The sequence below is a fragment of the Streptococcus oralis genome (assembly GCF_001579025.1).
Taxonomy (GTDB): domain Bacteria; phylum Bacillota; class Bacilli; order Lactobacillales; family Streptococcaceae; genus Streptococcus; species Streptococcus oralis_X.
On sequence record NZ_KQ970235.1, the window covers coordinates 1,297,321 to 1,312,991 of the forward strand.

Here is a 15,671-nt window from a genome sequence, read left to right on the forward strand (position 1 = left end):
GTATCAAAGAAATCTTGGGGGGAAATATTTAAAAGTCCATGATTTCTTGCTCCTTCTGCTGCTCTCATAGAAACTTCCTTATGCCATTTTGGAGAATCATAATATACAGCTAAAAAATCTGAATCTATAGAATTGGGTCTAAAAACAATATATAATGTTGATAATACTCCCATTTCATAATTTTCCAATCTTTTAACTGCACCCCATGGATAATCTGACGAATAAGATTTATTATACGCAAATTCTCCTTTTTTCAATAGATAATATCCGCTAACATCCTTACTAGCAACCTTCTTATTAAAGAAAGTTTCTTGGTTAATTAGTCCATGTTGAGCGGAAATAGTTAAAGGTAATTCAGATTCCAAATTTTTATTTTTTCTCGTAACCCGTTCTGCTACCTCCCCCAACTTCCGCTGTTCCCAAGGTTCAGTGTAACCCTTAAATCTGATACTTGGTCTTCTTTCTTCTTGCTTGCTCATAAAGCCCTCCTTTGAGCTATTTTCCATGTCTTACTATTTTGAAATTTTCTTACATTTGTTTTCATAAAAGGATTCACTCCTCTACAGCCCCTAGTTCTTTACAATATCTAGAAAAACTTGTATAATGTAATTAAAGATAACTTGTGAAGGATAAACGCTGGGTCCCAGAATGGGGTAGGTACTATAGTACTGAGCATTTCCTATGTGCCTGGGGTTATCTTTTTTACTTTCTTCTAAGGCTCTCAACAAAACGTTGAGGGTCTTTTTGAATCTCTGATACAATGAAATCTACAAATTGTTGCGAATATGTATATTGTTCTGTATTCCCTATTTTATGACAGTAGGCATATTTCTCATTCTGTTTGATATGATAAAAATCGATAATAAGACTCAATACATACTGATTAAATCCATTCTTATACCCTAGTTTAAGATTTCTCTTACTCAAACGATCACGAACAGCCGAGATGACACTATTATATGAATATTTGTGACTAACAGAAGGATCTTTTAGCTCTTTAACAATGGCAACTTCACTCGGAGCATTATTTTTAAGGGATACAACAAAATCAGCTTCTTCTTTCTTCTTAGTAATATAAAGATTCTGTTTGATTTCAATCGCAAACTTGTCAGAGCTATATTCCTCTGTCAGTACATCGATTTCATTTGCCTGCTGGATAAATTTTTCAGCGATTTCAGGTGGATATTTCAACCGGATTTCTTCATTCGTAAGAGGTTCATATGTAGCTGATATGGTTAAGAAGTTTTGCGCAATTGAGTCTGTGATAATAACTTGATGAAATCTTTGCATTTCATTTACAAAATTTAAAACACAAGCTTGAAAAAGTGGAGCATACTTCAGCTCATAGTCTTCAGTGATGAAATGCGTACTGATATTTCTCAGTTCGATAATCCGTTCCAAATTCAAGCGAACACGCGTATTTACATCAGAGTAGATTTTTTTAACAACCGCTTCAAGGCTCAATGTTCGATCAGGATTATCCTTAAAATAAATAGACTCCTGTCGATTCATCATTTCTGCCTTCAACATTAGTTCCCAAGCATTACATATAAAAAAACTAAAACCCTCAATCCTATAGCGAATGGTTGGCTTATTATAAATCTCTAATCCCAAGATAAAAGCTTCTATTGATTTCCCAATTAGTTGCTCTTTAATATCTTTCATAACCTATCCCTCTAACTTTTTCAATTGATCTGCCAATGCATAGAGAGCCTTTCGTAGAGCATTACGATATTTGATCCAGGACAAACTAGCGATTTCTGTTGCTGCAAGTGCTGGGTAGTCACTTCTAGCATCGTTCATGATTGTTGTAATTTCTCCTTGTTTATCCAAGTCTTCTTGCCCGATACGATGTTTCCGAATTAACTCTTCTAGTTCCTTAGGTTTAACACTATTATCCAGACCCCACGTGCGAATGAAGGCCGTCAACTGTTGGAGGCTACTTGCCGACTGAGCCTGTTCCATCGCTCGGGCCATACTGTCAACATCTCGAGGAGCAGGATAACGCTCAAAGACATAAGTTCCATTGTATATCTGATGTACAAAACGAGTAACACGTTCTTTCTCCTTGATATTGTCAGATTTGGCTAACTCAATTGAGATGTCTTCCTTAGTCTTTTCAGCCTTAGCCACTTCTCCGGCATGAATTTCATCTGCCATTTGTGCAATGAGTTCGATGAGGTAGTCATAATTTATTGTTACATCATGGATATGAACCATCTCTAGCATAATTTGTGAAATATCAATATTTTCTTTTTTTGCTCGTCTCTCCCGGAGTTCACCGACTAAGACTGTCGTCAACATGACTTCTTCATCTTCGACAAGCCCGATACCTGCATAAAATGCCTCTGGATCATCATAAGCAGATATAGGATTCCCCTCTTCATCTTCAGTGTATTGTTTGAGCTGACTAAGTAGACGGTTATAGGTTTGGATCTTTTCAAAGAGATTGTCCTGCGCTTTTTCACTCGGTGGCAATTGAATAAAGCCATCTGTCAGAACACGGAGATCTTCGACTATAGATTTGAGTTCCTCTTGTACTGTACTGAAAGGTTTGGAAGTAATGCCGGACTCTTGGTTATTTTCCTTCATTTCATCAAGATTCAACTCTGTTTGTTCGTCTGCAGAATGGCGATTGGAGTATAGATAGAAAGCTTTGTTCATCTCAAACTCATTTTGCTCTGGCCAGCGATAGTTGACGACATTCCCAAATGGTTTATCAATCATATTATGCAGACGATTTGTCCGTGAATAGGCCTGAATAAGACTAGCACCTTTTAAGGTACGATCCACATAGAGAGTATTCAGTCCTGGGGCATCAAAACCCGTCAAGAGCTGATCCACAACGATAACGAGATCTAAGTAATGTCCATCGTCTGAAGTTTTATTTAGTCGTGTTCGAAGATTTTCGGTGTAGTCTTTCACGGTCTTCATATCAAATTCCGTATTGAAGAGACTATTATAGTGCCTAATTGCCCGATGCAAATTTTCGTTAGTCTGAAGCTGTTGATCGCCATTTGTAGTATCTGCCGAAAAACTAATCGCTACTTTCAAACGTTGTTCAGCTGGCTTGGTCTGATTGATTTCTTCAAACTTGTCAAAGTATTCCATGGCTCGAGGCGTTGAAGCCTTGTTCCCACCAACATGAACAGTAAACATAGCATTATATTTTCCCATATTCGAACGCTCATTCCAGTTGTCAAAGATATCTTTCACCACTAGATTTACGTGATCCTCACTGGTGTCATAGACGCTGGCTTTAACATTGTCATCGATATCATCCGCTGTTGGATCTTCGGGCGCTGCAATTGTTTCTTTAAACTCAACATTAAACCCCAAAACATTTCGGTCAGCAATCGCTTCTTTAATCGTGTAGGCATGAAGAAGTTCTCCAAAAATTTCTTTTGTAATTGGAAACTTAGGCGTCCCCGTATAACCTACCCAAGCTGCCTGAGGTAGTGCTTGACGGATTTTCTCAAGCATATTATCATTGTCACTACCATCTCCAGTAGACCTGTGTGCTTCATCTACAATAAAGAGAATATTGTCTTTAATAGGCTTAAAATCATCTCTAGAAACATAACGAGACATTTTTTGAATACTAGTCACAATGATATTTTTATCACTCTTGACCGTCAGCTTGCGATGTAAAGCCGAAATATTTGCAGTATCTGTAACGATACCATCTTTGTTTTCAAACCCAGCAACTGGATCATAGGCTTGGTAAGCTGTCGCTGTTTGTCCTGTCAATGCGATACGGTCAACCAAAAAGATAACTTTACTAACATTAGGTAAGCGACTAGCCAACCAAGCTGTCTTAAAGCTTGTAATGGTCTTCCCACTCCCTGTAGTATGCCAGATATAGCCTAGTTTACCATCCGAATAACTAAAATCATGTTTACGTACTTTGTCAATCACGCGCTTCGTAGCGTACACTTGATAGGGACGCATGACTTTAATACTCTCTTTATTCTTAGTTCCATCAAGGATCATGTATTGGGTTGCTAGATTATGTGCCATCGGGATAGACAGCACTTTGTCTGCAAATTCCTGCCAACGACGTACTGGTTTAGCATCTTCTTCATTCTGCCAGTTAAATGCAAAAGCCTGATTGAAATTTTCCAGCGGACTATTAGCCATGTAGCGTGTTTCATGAGGAGTCATAGCTACCAAAATCTGAAGAGTCGAAAAAATATCCCCATATTGCTTTTCTGCTATATATTGCTCCATCTGATTAAAAGATTCTTTCGTTCGATGCAACGCCTTCTTCAATTCAATTTGAATAATCGGAAGCCCATTAATAAGGAGAGTAATGTCAAAACGGCGATCCTTTTTACCATCGACTACCTTAGGACGACTAATCTGATTTACCACTTGATAAACAGTATTTCCTCCGCCAACCTGATCTTGATCAAATACTGTTAAAAATACATGCTCTCCACTATCTAGATCCACCTCAATTTCAGAATATCCATTAACACCATAAAGAAATTGCCCTGCTTGATAGGGAGTTTTTAGTTCTGAGATTTGTTTTTTTACTTGTGCGAACTCTGTTCGAGATAATGATCCACTTAGTTTCCCACGATTGTTCTGCTCAAGAATATTTTTGAAATTAGCCCAAAGAGTCTCCGTATTTTTCACATTTTCCAGATACTCCCACTGCTTCACTCCCCCAATATTTGTTAGATAAGTAATGACTTCTTTTTCAAAAGCTAATTCTGATTTATTTTTATTTTCACTCATGTTATTGGCTCCTTAATATTTGTTCGAGGCTAGTTTGAACAGTCGCTTCCAATAATTGACTATATTTTCTAAGCTGTGTTTGCAATAGTAACAGCTGTTGATAGGCTTGACCTATTTTTTTTTGCTCCTCTATTGGAGGTAGGGGAATACGGATCCTCTCCAATGACTTAACAGGTATTCTCATAGATGTACCTGTTCCTTGTAGCTCACGTTCCTTTTGACGTTGAACATCCCGAGATTGATTAAAAAGATAGAGAAAGTAAAATTTATCTAACCTTCCCTTTATGTTCACTTTGATAAAATTTAAAGTTAGTAATTTTCCTTCATTATCTGCTCCAACAATCGCTGCTAATCGCGATGGACTACTGATAACCACATCCCCTGCAACAAGAGAAAGGGAGGTTTCATTAAATTCATCATTTCCTAGAACAAACGACTTTTGATACAAGTCCGACTCAAATGAAGCATGATCATAAAACTGAAGAGACTCCTGATTTTGCTTCTCAATCCTAGTCGGATTTACACCAGCTGTAAAGGAAAGCAGATCTCCTAATTGACAATAGTCCATCAAATTCTCCTCTCGTAATTGTTTCTTTCATTCTACACCTAAACAAATAATTTGTCAAATATTTTTTGTAATATTTTTTTATTACAAAAAATATATCTAAAAATCTCTTTTCTAAATAATAGAATATTTACTAACGCTTGGGAACAGCGGAAGTTGGGAGAGGTTTTATCTGAAAGAAATATTCAAGAGGTTCCCACTGCACAAATTCCTTTAGTTTCATTTACTGTAGAACATGGAGTAACTCCAAAGACGGAAAGATACAACAGAGAATTCTTAGTTAGAGAAGAAACCAAAAAATATAAATATACAAAATATAACGACATTGTCTATAATCCAGCAAATTTAAAATTTGGTGCAATAGCACGAAATAAATATGGAGAGGCATTTTTCTCACCAATTTATGTGACTTTTGAAGCAAATTACTCAAATGTGTTACCCGAATTTATAGAAAAGATTCTGACATCGAATGATTTTATTCAGAAAGCTCTGAAATTTCAAGAGGGTACAGTCTATGAAAGGATGGCGGTTAAAGCAGATGACTTTTTAAAATTAGTAATTAAACTTCCCACCCTTCCCGAACAAATAGCCATCGGTTCCTTCTTCCAAGAGCTGGACCAGCTCATTACCCTTCAACAGCGTGAGCTAGAGTTGATGAGGTTATAGCGCCCCTTAGACAAAACACAGAAATTGGATAAGAAATAAAGAACCGATTTCTTATGCGATCGGTTCTTTATACCTTAATGATAGTGTCCAGATAAGTATTTGTTATCTGGACACCTTCCGCCTATGTTGTGCATGATTGCTTTGACTGCTATCTACTTCAATAGTGATATTCTGCACGCCTCTTTCTTCTAAACATTGACGCACTACTTCTTTGGTTTCCATCATCTGTTCCCAGTCCTCGATACAGATGTGGACAATAGCATTGTTCTCTAAACCGTCCATGGACCAAATGCTAAGTTGATTGACACTGTTGACATTGGGTAAAGTCTCTATATCCTTCTCCAAATCACTTGTCTCGACCCCTTCTGGCACAGCATCTAGGAAAATCTTCAGTGCGCTCCAAAAGCGAGGAATGGCTTTCGACAGAATAAAGATGGAAATAATAAGCGACAAGAGTGGATCGAGGATATACCAATCTGTAAATCGGAGGATAATCGCCATTAGAATGACAGCCAACCAACCAAGAGTGTCTTCCAGAAAGTGTAGGCTAAGAATTGACTCGTTCTTTGTCTTTCCTTTACGAACTACCAGACTTGCTAGCACATTGATAGCTACTGCAATGATTCCCAGCCAGAGGATACCTCTCTCATTAACGGGTTGCGGGTGAGCGATCTTTGTGATATTTTCCAAGATCACTAGGACAGACCCTATCATAAGAATCACAGCCGTTAGCATGGCCCCTAAAAGACTAAAACGTTTGTAACCCAAGGTGTACTGTCTATCTTCTTCACGGTTTGAAGTTGTTTCTAAAAGGGCTGAGATGCCAATGGCTAGAGCATCTCCCAAGTCATGAACAGAATCAGCAATAACTGCACTCGAACCAAAGATTCCTCCTGCGATAAACTCAACAATCGCATAGCTTAAATTTAAGAAAAAAGCTAACCAGATAGATGTTTTAGAACTCATTTCTCTCCCTCCTTTGGTATAATGGGTATATACATACTTCTTTCATTTGTATTATCTAATAAAATCCAAAGAAAGGATAGAAGCAAACTGTCAGTCCTGTTCAGTTCTGAACAGTTTGTCTCAAGTGTCTATATGCAAAAAAGAGACCGTCGAGTCAGTAAGACGAAAAAAGCCATCTATCAAGCTTTTTTACAACTTTTGAACGACAAAGGCTATGATGCCACTACTGTTCAGGATATCATTGACCTAGCAGATATTGGACGTTCTACTTTTTACTGTCATTACGAAAGTAAGGAACTCCTTTTAGATGAGCTCTGTCGCTACCTCTTTCACCATCTCTTTGAAAGGGAAGAACACTTGACTACCGAGGACTACCTCGCACATATCTTTTTACATTTTCAGAAAAACCAGGACCATGTCACCAGTCTCCTTTTTTCCAAAAACGACTACTTCCTCCGCCAACTACACAAGGAACTCGAACACCACGTTTATCCCATGGTGGCGGATGACTTGCAAGAGGCCTATCCAAACATTCCGGACTCCTACCTCCAGCATTTTGTTGTGACGAACTTTATTGAGACCCTAACTTGGTGGCTAAAAAAAGGAAAATCCTATACCGAAGACCAAGTGGTGAGATTTTACCTTGATGTAATAGAGATGACCTCTACAACTCCACTTGATAACTAAGCCTGTAAATCAGAAAGGAACCAACTATGTTAACTTCGATGATTCTAGGAATACTAACAATTGTACTAGCTCTCGCCTTCTCATTGCTTCACCTTGCTGCTGCTTTTTCAGCTATGAAACAAAAGAACTACAGTCTAGGAAATAAGTGCATCTTGGTCGGCAGTTGCCTCACTTCTCTGGCTCTAGCCATCTTTTACTTCGTTCCAGTTGCAACCATTCTTCTATGGATTGTGGGTGCGAGTATTGTCTGCTATGGAGCCTACTGGAACGGCCAACAGACAGAAAGTCAACATATATCGCACCACATCATTCGTATAACGAGCGCTATCGTTATTACAGTGTTACTCATTTTGCTCTAACACAAAAAAAGGATCATCTGATCCTTTTTTACTTTTTAAACACTCTTTGCGGCCTTGCTCCACTGATACCACCCAACTAGACTATTGATCAAGTAAATCAGGTATTTCCCTTGGATTTGCAGGCTTTCTCCCCACCAGAGATAGATAAAAAAGACATTGGTAGCTGCCCAGAATATCCATTGCTCACGGTAAACAGCTGTCATGAGGATTTGCCCAACCCCATTGGTCGCATCAGTGATAGAATCACGATAGGGACGATTAGCTCCGATAGACTGATAAATAAACCCAAAGGCCAACCACCAAAGAACACTAATAGAAAGATACTTTGTCCAACCCTTGCCGTCTAGTTTACGTGCGATAAACTCTTGTTGTTCTTTCTTAAACTGGGCTTGATAAATCCAAACCAAGAGACCAATTGGCTGCATAATTGTAAAATAGAGAGTTGTTAAAACCTCACCATAGAAGCCTTTTTGAAGGGCAAGCACCAGATAAATGATGGAATTAATCAAACCAAATAGGTAGTTACTTGCTCGACCTTCCGATACAAAGATGACACAGATAATCCCAGTCAGGCTACAAATCATCCCAACCCAGTCAACAATGCGGTGTTCATAAATCAACTCCAGCCAGATTGGAAAACTTCCTAAAACTAGCAGGTAAAGCCACTGGACAAAACTACGATGGGCAAAGAGGTCATTCCAGATAGCCTTCATGGTTCCTGAAAATCCCAAATCAGCCATAGCAGCAACCATACGGCGGTAACCGCCAGACATTTCACCAAGAGTAATTTTGATGTTCTTGAGTTTTGTTTGCAAATAAGTCGTTATATTTTCTCCTTTTGTTTTTAAAGAGCCGTGTCTGGATAGACTTTCGGACGCAACGCTCTATTATATATCTACTGAACTGTCTATACACAAGATTTCCATCCTTAGTCGACATGAGCTGGAAATCTTTATTTGTTAAGTAGTTCACAACACATTATACACCTATTTTGTGAATAGTCAAGTGTATTTACAGTGAAAATCTAGAAAATCCTGAAAATTTCCTCTTATACTCTTCGAAAATCAAATTCAAACTACGTCAGCGTCGCCTTACCGTATATATGTTACTGACTTCGTCAGTTCTATCTACAACCTCAAAGCTGTACTTTGAGCAGCCTGCGGCTAGCTTTCTAGTTTGCTCTTTGATTTTCATTGAGTATTATTTTCCATTTTGAAAGACATTCAGTAACTCTAATATCAAAAAAGCCCAGACGACATTGTCTGAGCATTTTTCTATATGGTCGTTTAACCAAGTTGAGTTTAGCATTTTCAAACTATTTCTTCAACAAACCTTGTTCTTGTAAAAACTCCTTGGCTACTTGTTCTGCTGACTTGCCTTCAACACCGACTTGATAGTTGAGCTGGCTCATCTGGCTTTCCGTGATTTTACCAGCCAATTTATTGAGAACTGTCTCCAACTCAGGATGTTTCTTGAGAAGAGCTTCTTTCATGAGTGGTGCTCCTTGATAAGGCGGGAAGAGTTGCTTGTCATCCTCCAAGACCTGTAAATCATAACGTGCCAACTCTGCATCTGTCGAATAGGCATCCGTGATTTGAATATCGCCTGACTGAATTGCTTGATAGCGAAGAGCTGGCTCCATGGTCGCTACGTTGAGATTGAGACCATACATTGATTGCAAGCCCTTATTTCCATCTTCACGGTCATTAAATTCGAGTGTAAAGCCTGCCTTCAACTGTCCTTCCACTTTTTTCAAGTCCGAAATAGTCTTCAAGCCATATTCTTGAGCAATCTTTTTCGGAACAGCTACAGCATAGGTATTTTGATAAGACATAGGTTTTAGATAGGCCAGATGATCCTGTTTGGCAATGCCATCACGCGCCACTTGATAAACCTGATCTGGCTCATGACCTACTTTAGGAGATGGTTGAAGCAAACTTTCAGTCACCGTACCAGTAAATTCAGGATAGATATCAATGTCCCCTTTTTTCAGAGCTTCATAGAGGAAGCTTGTTTTCCCAAAATTCGGTTTAACAGTCGCAGTCATACTGGTATTTTCTTCAATCAGCAGCTTATACATATTGGCCAAAATTTCGGGTTCTGGTCCCAATTTCCCAGCAATCACCAAGTTTTCTTTCTCTTTTTGAGCCAAAAGGGCTGGACTATAAGACAGACCGAGCAATATGGTCACCAAGGCAAAACCAGAGAAAATCGTTCTCAATTTTGCTTTTTCCATCACTTTTAGTAGGAAGTTAAAGGCAATGGCCAGCACTGCAGAAGAAAGGGCCCCAATCAAAATCAGACTGGTATTATTACGGTCAATTCCCAAAAGGATAAAGGAACCCAGTCCTCCTGCACCAATCAAGGCAGCCAAGGTTGCTGTACCGATAATCAAGACCGCTGCCGTCCGAATCCCAGACATAATGACAGGCATGGCAAGTGGAATTTCAAACTTCTTGAGACGCTCCCATCTGGTCATCCCAAAAGCAATCCCAGCCTCTTGTAGACTTGGATCAATTCCCTTCAGCCCAGTGATGGTATTTTGCAAAATTGGGAAAATCGCATAAATCACTAGTGCTGTCAAAGCAGGCAAGGTTCCAATTCCCATCAAGGGGATAAAGAGTCCCAATAAGGCCAGAGACGGGATAGTCTGGAAAATTCCTGCAATCTGCAAGACCCAGTCCGCCATCTTTTCATGATAACGAAGATAAACAGCCAAGGGAATCGCGATAAAAATAGCTAGTAACAAGGTCAAAAGTGACAACTGCAAATGTTGAGATAGAGCTGTTACCCAATCACCAAAACGATCCTGAAAAGTTGATATCAAATTAGTCATGAACACTACCTCCAAACAAGTCTGCTACAAAGTCTGTTGCAGGAGCTTTTAAAATGGTCTCAGGGTTCGCCACCTGACGAATCTCTCCATCCTGCAAGACAGCAATACGGTCCGCCAATTTCAAAGCTTCATCCGTATCATGGGTCACAAAAATCGTTGTCATACCAAACTCTTTATGCAATTCTTTCGTCAGAACCTGCAACTGTTTTCTCGAAATAGCATCCAAGGCTGAAAAGGGCTCATCCATGAGGAGAATCTTAGGCTGACCAATCATGGCACGGACAATGCCGACCCGTTGCTGTTCTCCACCAGATAATTCACTAGGAAGTCGATGTCCATATTCGGATACTGGTAAACCAACCTTAACTAAAAGCTCTTCTGTTTTCTGAGCAATTTCTTCCTTAGTCCAGCCCTTCATCTCAGGAATGAGAGCAATATTTTCTGCAACCGTTAGATTGGGAAAAAGAGCAATGGCCTGTAAAACATAACCCGTAGAAAGACGAAGTTCACGCTCATCATAGTCTTTGATGCGCTTGCCATCCATATAAATATTTCCATCAGTTGGTTCCAAGAGACGATTAATCATCTTAATCATGGTCGTCTTACCGGACCCAGAAGGTCCAACTAAAACCATGAACTCTCCATTCTCAATTCGTAAATTAACATCTCTCAAAACATCTTTTTCTGTATAGCGTAGCGCTACATTTTTGTATTCAATCATTCTTTGTCCTCAATTTAAAATTTTCCTCGATTAGTCAAGTCTTCTACCTTAGGCATGACTTCTTTATTGTCCCAATGCTCTACAATTAATCCATTCTCTATACGGAAGATGTCATACTGGGCATAGGCAACTCCATCAATCTGAGCCTGCCCATAGCTAACCACATAGTTTCCTTGTCCCAAAAGCTGGAAAACAAAGTCAAAAGTGACACTATGTTCAGCCACATAGTTTTTATAGGCCTGACTTCCTTGTCCAATCTCATGATTATGCTGAATCAAATCGTCTGCCACAAAATCTTCCCACAGATCAAGTTCCTTGTTTTGGAAAATTTCTGTCAAGAAACGGCGAACAGTTTTTTTATTTTCTGCTGTCTTATCCAAATCCTTGATCTTAAAATCTCCAAAAATCTGGTCTAATTGGCCGTTTTCAGGTGTTCGATAGTAGTCAATAACATCCCAATGCTCCACGATACGACCATTCTCATCCGCACGGAAAGTATCTGTCGTCACCCATTGAGCTTCCCCGCCATTGAGATATTGATGAACATGGACGAAGACTAGATTGCCGTCTTCAATAGTGCGAACAATTTTCATCTCACGCTCGGGATGGCGCTCAAAGAAATTTGCAAAGAAGGTCGCAAACCCTTCTTTCCCATCTGGCACTCCTGTCGAGTGTTGAATGTAGGTATCTCCTACAGACTGGGCCTGAGCCTCAGCAACTCGTCCATCTTGAATAGCATGAATATATAGATTTTGGGCATTTTCAACTTGTTTTGACATGATTTATTCCTCATTTGCTTTCTCTTTCAGATTGTCCAAAATGCGTTCCTGATAACTTTCAAACTGGCGAATTTCTTCCTCAGTGAATCCTTTATAAAAAATAGCATCCAACTTTTGACTAATACGATGGCCCACTTCTTTCTGGGACCAACCTTGCTCCGTTAGCTTAACATATTTCTTTCTCTTATCTATTCCGCATGGGCTAATGATGACCAGGTTTTGCTCCTCAAGATTCTTTATCATGGTTGTGAGCGTATTGTTAGCAAGACCAGTCGCCAGCGCAATATCTGTCGCAGTTGCACAGCCAGTTTCACTATTCCATAAAACCGCTAAAATCTTTCCCTGTTCACTCCGATAAAGAGTCTCAGGATCCTGATTCAGTAGCTTTTGAAAAATCCGCCCATTTAACAAACGAATATGATGGGCTACCAAATGACTATCTTTCATAGCACCTCCAATTTATTTCGATATCGAATTATATTCCATTGTAATACTTATCATTCCATCTGTCAACTATTTCGATTTAGAAATAATTTTCACCAACAAAAAAGATCTCCTACCTAGAGTAGAAGATCTTCACTATTTATTAACTTAATCTGTCATTTCGGACACCAGTGTTCGATGTTCCAGTGGTAAACTGCACATAACCAACAAGAAGATGAATCCTGACTGTACCCAGAAGAGAGCCAAGTCAAAAATTCCATGTACAGCGACTACTGTAAGGAAGGAGAGATAAAGACCGATAATTGGTCGTTTACCAGATTCCTGACTCATATCCATCATCATGTGAACCGGGATAACCGAAGAAATGGATAGGAGAATGGTTCCAATCAAACCATAACTTAAAATAGTATCGATGTAAAGACTATGCGCGTGCTCGTGGTAAGGTGCATGGATTCTCGGGAAAGAATTCATATAGGTCAGTGGACCCTCACCCCAAATCGGATTTTGCTTGAACAAAGTCATACCCGCATTCCAGATTGAAACACGTTCTTCCATTGAAGAATCTAGGGTTCCCATACGGACACCCAAATCGCTTGAGAAGAGGAAACAAAGGCCAATCCCGAAAACACCAATACTGAGCCAGAAGGCGCGCCAGTTTTTAATGGTTGTAAAGAGATAAATGATTGCACCAGCAATGATGGCAGGAAAGGCTGTTCTATTTTGCGTAAAATTCAAACCAAATAGATTCACAAAACCTGCTAGCACACAAAAGACTTTCAACCATCTTAACTTCGTCGTTGTAAAGAGGTAAAAGGCAATCATGATACAGAAGCAACAAATAATTCCATAGTAGTTAGGATTAAAGAAGGTGACCTCTGCACGGTTCTGGTGCCACACTTGCATATTGGGCGAAAGAAAGGCGTAGTTAAATTTCTTTACAATTTGGAAATGCTCCAAGGTAGCGAAAGCAGCAGAGAGCACACTACCAAACAAGATTGTCTGCAGTATCAGTCGAAAGAAAGCATGTGTCAGACGTTTCTGGTAAAAACTAAAGAAAATGAGGAAGAGAAACATCAGTAAAGATGCAACCAATCCAAGCCAGTTCTTGGCGACGATAGAGATGATACTACTGTAGGCAATAAAAAAGAGAAGTACAGGATGTTTGGCCAATCCCTTGATAATTCCCTTCATCTCCCCAGTAACAAGTAAACCGATCAAATATAAAGCAAAGAGCGCTAAGAACAAATAAAAAGGTAAAAAGATACTTATGATCATCAAATACAAAAAGAAATCTTTTTTCGAAAGCCCTCTTATCTTATCCAGTAATCCAATTGATTTCAAAACGGATCCTTTCTGTTCTGGATTTCTCCAGAAGATAAATGCTAAACTATCTTTATATTCTACCATTTTTTCCGTCATTTGGGAACAGTGAACACGCTACCAAAAAGAAAAAATCAGTGAATATTTAGAAAAATTTTTAAGGAGAGAAATTTTACAAAGCAATTATTGCTCCCCAACAACTATTCATTTCCCTAAATTAAAGAAAGCTGTGGTAGAATAAAAGAAAGCTATAAAAATCACTATAGAACAAATCTGTATAAAGGAAAATCAATGAAATCACACCAACTAGTCTACCAAATATTAGCTAGAGAAAACGATTATGTTAGCGGAGAAAAAATCGGAGAAGAACTGAATTTAAGCCGTACATCTATATGGAAAGCGATCCAACGTCTTCAACAAGAAGGCCTAGAAATTGACAGTATCAAAAATAGAGGATACAAGCTTATTCAAGGCGATCTGATATTACCTGATTTAATTCAAAAGAACACCAACTTAACCATTCGCTACAAACCTGAGACCAAATCAACCCAAACAGATGCAAAAGAAGGGATTGAGGCTGGAAACCAAGGAAACACACTCTATCTTTCAACCTGTCAAACAGCAGGTCGTGGCCGCTTTCAGCGCCCCTACTATTCTCCATCTCAGGGCGGGATCTATATGTCTCTGCATATTCAAACAAACCTTCCCTATGAAAAACTCCCATCCTATACTCTTCTTGTGGCAGCTGCAGTCTGCAAAGCCATTAAAAATCTAACTATGATAGAAGTAGATATCAAATGGGTAAATGACATCTACTTCAAAAATAAAAAAATAGCAGGAATCCTCACCGAAGCGATGACATCAGTTGAGACAGGCTTGGTTACAGACGTCATTATCGGACTTGGTATAAATTTTTCTATAGCAGACTTCCCAGATGACCTAAAAGAAAAAGCAGGCAGCCTATTTATGCCACCTGCACCAATTAGTCGTAATGAGCTCATCAGCGAAATCTGGAATTGTTTCTACAATACGGCTTCAGATGAGCTACTCTATATCTATAAAGAAAGATCAATCGTGCTTGGAAAAGAGGTTACCTTCCAGCTAGATGGAAAATTGAAAAAAGGTCTTGCAAAAGAAATCTCAGAATCCGGCCAACTTCAAGTCGAATTTGAAGATAAACATACTATCTGGCTAAATAGCGGAGAAATATCACTAACAAGTTGGTAATAAACAAATCCCCCTTTTAATGATTTAGAAGGGGGATTTACATACAAAAAAAGAGCCTAACAGCTCTCTTAACGTACGGAGAATGGGGGATTCGAACCCCCGCGCCGGTTACCCGACCTAACGATTTAGCAAACCGTCCTCTTCAGCCTCTTGAGTAATTCTCCTATTAATGGGCACGAGTGGACTCGAACCACCGACCTCACGCTTATCAGGCGTGCGCTCTAACCACCTGAGCTACGCGCCCAAGTTCAAAAACTTGGTATGAACTTTCGTTCAAAGCGGGTGACGAGAATCGAACTCGCGACAACAGCTTGGAAGGCTGTAGTTTTACCACTAAACTACACCCGCTTAATAAAAC

The 15,671-nt window shown here is 39.3% G+C and carries 14 protein-coding genes, 3 tRNA genes and 1 pseudogene; 4 read left to right on the forward strand and 14 right to left on the reverse strand.

Translation table 11 applies throughout. The features are described from left to right. The 4 genes and pseudogenes from SORDD27_RS10010 to SORDD27_RS06215 form a co-directional block, all read right to left on the reverse strand. Positions 1-479: pseudogene (locus tag SORDD27_RS10010) on the reverse strand (restriction endonuclease subunit S); the annotation flags it as partial. Between the two features lie 223 nt (positions 480-702). Further along, a complete protein-coding gene (locus tag SORDD27_RS06205; RefSeq protein WP_061427992.1) occupies positions 703-1,665 on the reverse strand; it encodes a DUF3644 domain-containing protein in 963 nt (320 codons plus the stop codon). Between the two features lie 3 nt (positions 1,666-1,668). Then, complete coding sequence (locus SORDD27_RS06210) at positions 1,669-4,743, reverse strand: type I restriction endonuclease subunit R (RefSeq protein WP_061427994.1); 3,075 nt, start codon at positions 4,741-4,743, stop codon at positions 1,669-1,671. Position 4,744: 1 nt separating this feature from the next. Further along, positions 4,745-5,311, reverse strand: a complete 567-nt coding sequence (locus SORDD27_RS06215) for a restriction endonuclease subunit S (RefSeq protein ID WP_061427995.1) — start codon at positions 5,309-5,311, stop codon at positions 4,745-4,747. A gap of 51 nt (positions 5,312-5,362) precedes the next feature. Here SORDD27_RS06215 and SORDD27_RS06220 point away from each other — a divergent pair, with 51 nt between their 5' ends. Continuing rightward, entirely contained in the window at positions 5,363-5,974 is a 612-nt protein-coding gene (locus SORDD27_RS06220; protein WP_231069314.1) for a restriction endonuclease subunit S domain-containing protein, read from the forward strand. 102 nt (positions 5,975-6,076) lie between these two features. Here SORDD27_RS06220 and SORDD27_RS06225 read toward each other — a convergent pair whose 3' ends face one another. Beyond that, entirely contained in the window at positions 6,077-6,940 is an 864-nt protein-coding gene (locus tag SORDD27_RS06225; protein ID WP_061427997.1) for a cation diffusion facilitator family transporter, read from the reverse strand. 132 nt (positions 6,941-7,072) lie between these two features. Between SORDD27_RS06225 and SORDD27_RS06230 the strand changes: the two genes are divergently transcribed. Continuing rightward, a complete protein-coding gene (locus tag SORDD27_RS06230) occupies positions 7,073-7,627 on the forward strand; it encodes a TetR/AcrR family transcriptional regulator (protein ID WP_061427999.1) in 555 nt (184 codons plus the stop codon). A 26-nt stretch (positions 7,628-7,653) separates the two neighbouring features. Beyond that, positions 7,654-7,986, forward strand: coding sequence for a hypothetical protein (locus tag SORDD27_RS06235; RefSeq protein ID WP_049505593.1), 333 nt, complete (start codon positions 7,654-7,656; stop codon positions 7,984-7,986). A 35-nt stretch (positions 7,987-8,021) separates the two neighbouring features. On the opposite strand, the gene pnuC is transcribed toward SORDD27_RS06235, so the two are convergent. The 6 genes from pnuC to SORDD27_RS06265 form a co-directional block, all read right to left on the reverse strand. Continuing rightward, on the reverse strand, positions 8,022-8,813 hold the full coding sequence (gene pnuC, locus SORDD27_RS06240; RefSeq protein WP_061428001.1) for a nicotinamide riboside transporter PnuC: 792 nt from the start codon (positions 8,811-8,813) through the stop codon (positions 8,022-8,024). 488 nt (positions 8,814-9,301) lie between these two features. Further along, the gene (locus SORDD27_RS06245; protein ID WP_049505591.1) at positions 9,302-10,822 is read right to left on the reverse strand and encodes an ABC transporter permease/substrate-binding protein; all 1,521 of its coding nucleotides are present in this window, start codon (positions 10,820-10,822) and stop codon (positions 9,302-9,304) included. Continuing rightward, positions 10,815-11,543, reverse strand: coding sequence for an ATP-binding cassette domain-containing protein (locus SORDD27_RS06250; protein WP_061428003.1), 729 nt, complete (start codon positions 11,541-11,543; stop codon positions 10,815-10,817). Before SORDD27_RS06250 ends, SORDD27_RS06245 begins: the two co-directional genes overlap by 8 nt. A 14-nt stretch (positions 11,544-11,557) precedes the next feature. Continuing rightward, a complete protein-coding gene (locus tag SORDD27_RS06255; RefSeq protein WP_061428005.1) occupies positions 11,558-12,322 on the reverse strand; it encodes a nuclear transport factor 2 family protein in 765 nt (254 codons plus the stop codon). Between the two features lie 3 nt (positions 12,323-12,325). Continuing rightward, the gene (locus SORDD27_RS06260; RefSeq protein WP_061428007.1) at positions 12,326-12,769 is read right to left on the reverse strand and encodes a MarR family winged helix-turn-helix transcriptional regulator; all 444 of its coding nucleotides are present in this window, start codon (positions 12,767-12,769) and stop codon (positions 12,326-12,328) included. 144 nt (positions 12,770-12,913) lie between these two features. Further along, positions 12,914-14,107: an O-antigen ligase family protein gene (locus SORDD27_RS06265; protein ID WP_033630218.1), complete on the reverse strand. Its 1,194-nt coding sequence runs from the start codon at positions 14,105-14,107 to the stop codon at positions 12,914-12,916. 270 nt (positions 14,108-14,377) lie between these two features. Between SORDD27_RS06265 and birA the strand changes: the two genes are divergently transcribed. Then, positions 14,378-15,313, forward strand: a complete 936-nt coding sequence (birA, locus tag SORDD27_RS06270) for a bifunctional biotin--[acetyl-CoA-carboxylase] ligase/biotin operon repressor BirA (protein WP_061428009.1) — start codon at positions 14,378-14,380, stop codon at positions 15,311-15,313. A gap of 76 nt (positions 15,314-15,389) precedes the next feature. On the opposite strand, the gene SORDD27_RS06275 is transcribed toward birA, so the two are convergent. From SORDD27_RS06275 to SORDD27_RS06285, 3 genes are all read right to left on the reverse strand, one after another. Beyond that, positions 15,390-15,477: transfer RNA gene (locus SORDD27_RS06275), tRNA-Ser, on the reverse strand. 6 nt (positions 15,478-15,483) lie between these two features. Next, positions 15,484-15,557 (reverse strand) — tRNA-Ile (locus SORDD27_RS06280). A 33-nt stretch (positions 15,558-15,590) separates the two neighbouring features. After that, positions 15,591-15,661: transfer RNA gene (locus tag SORDD27_RS06285), tRNA-Gly, on the reverse strand. Between the last annotated feature and the right edge of the window lie 10 nt (positions 15,662-15,671).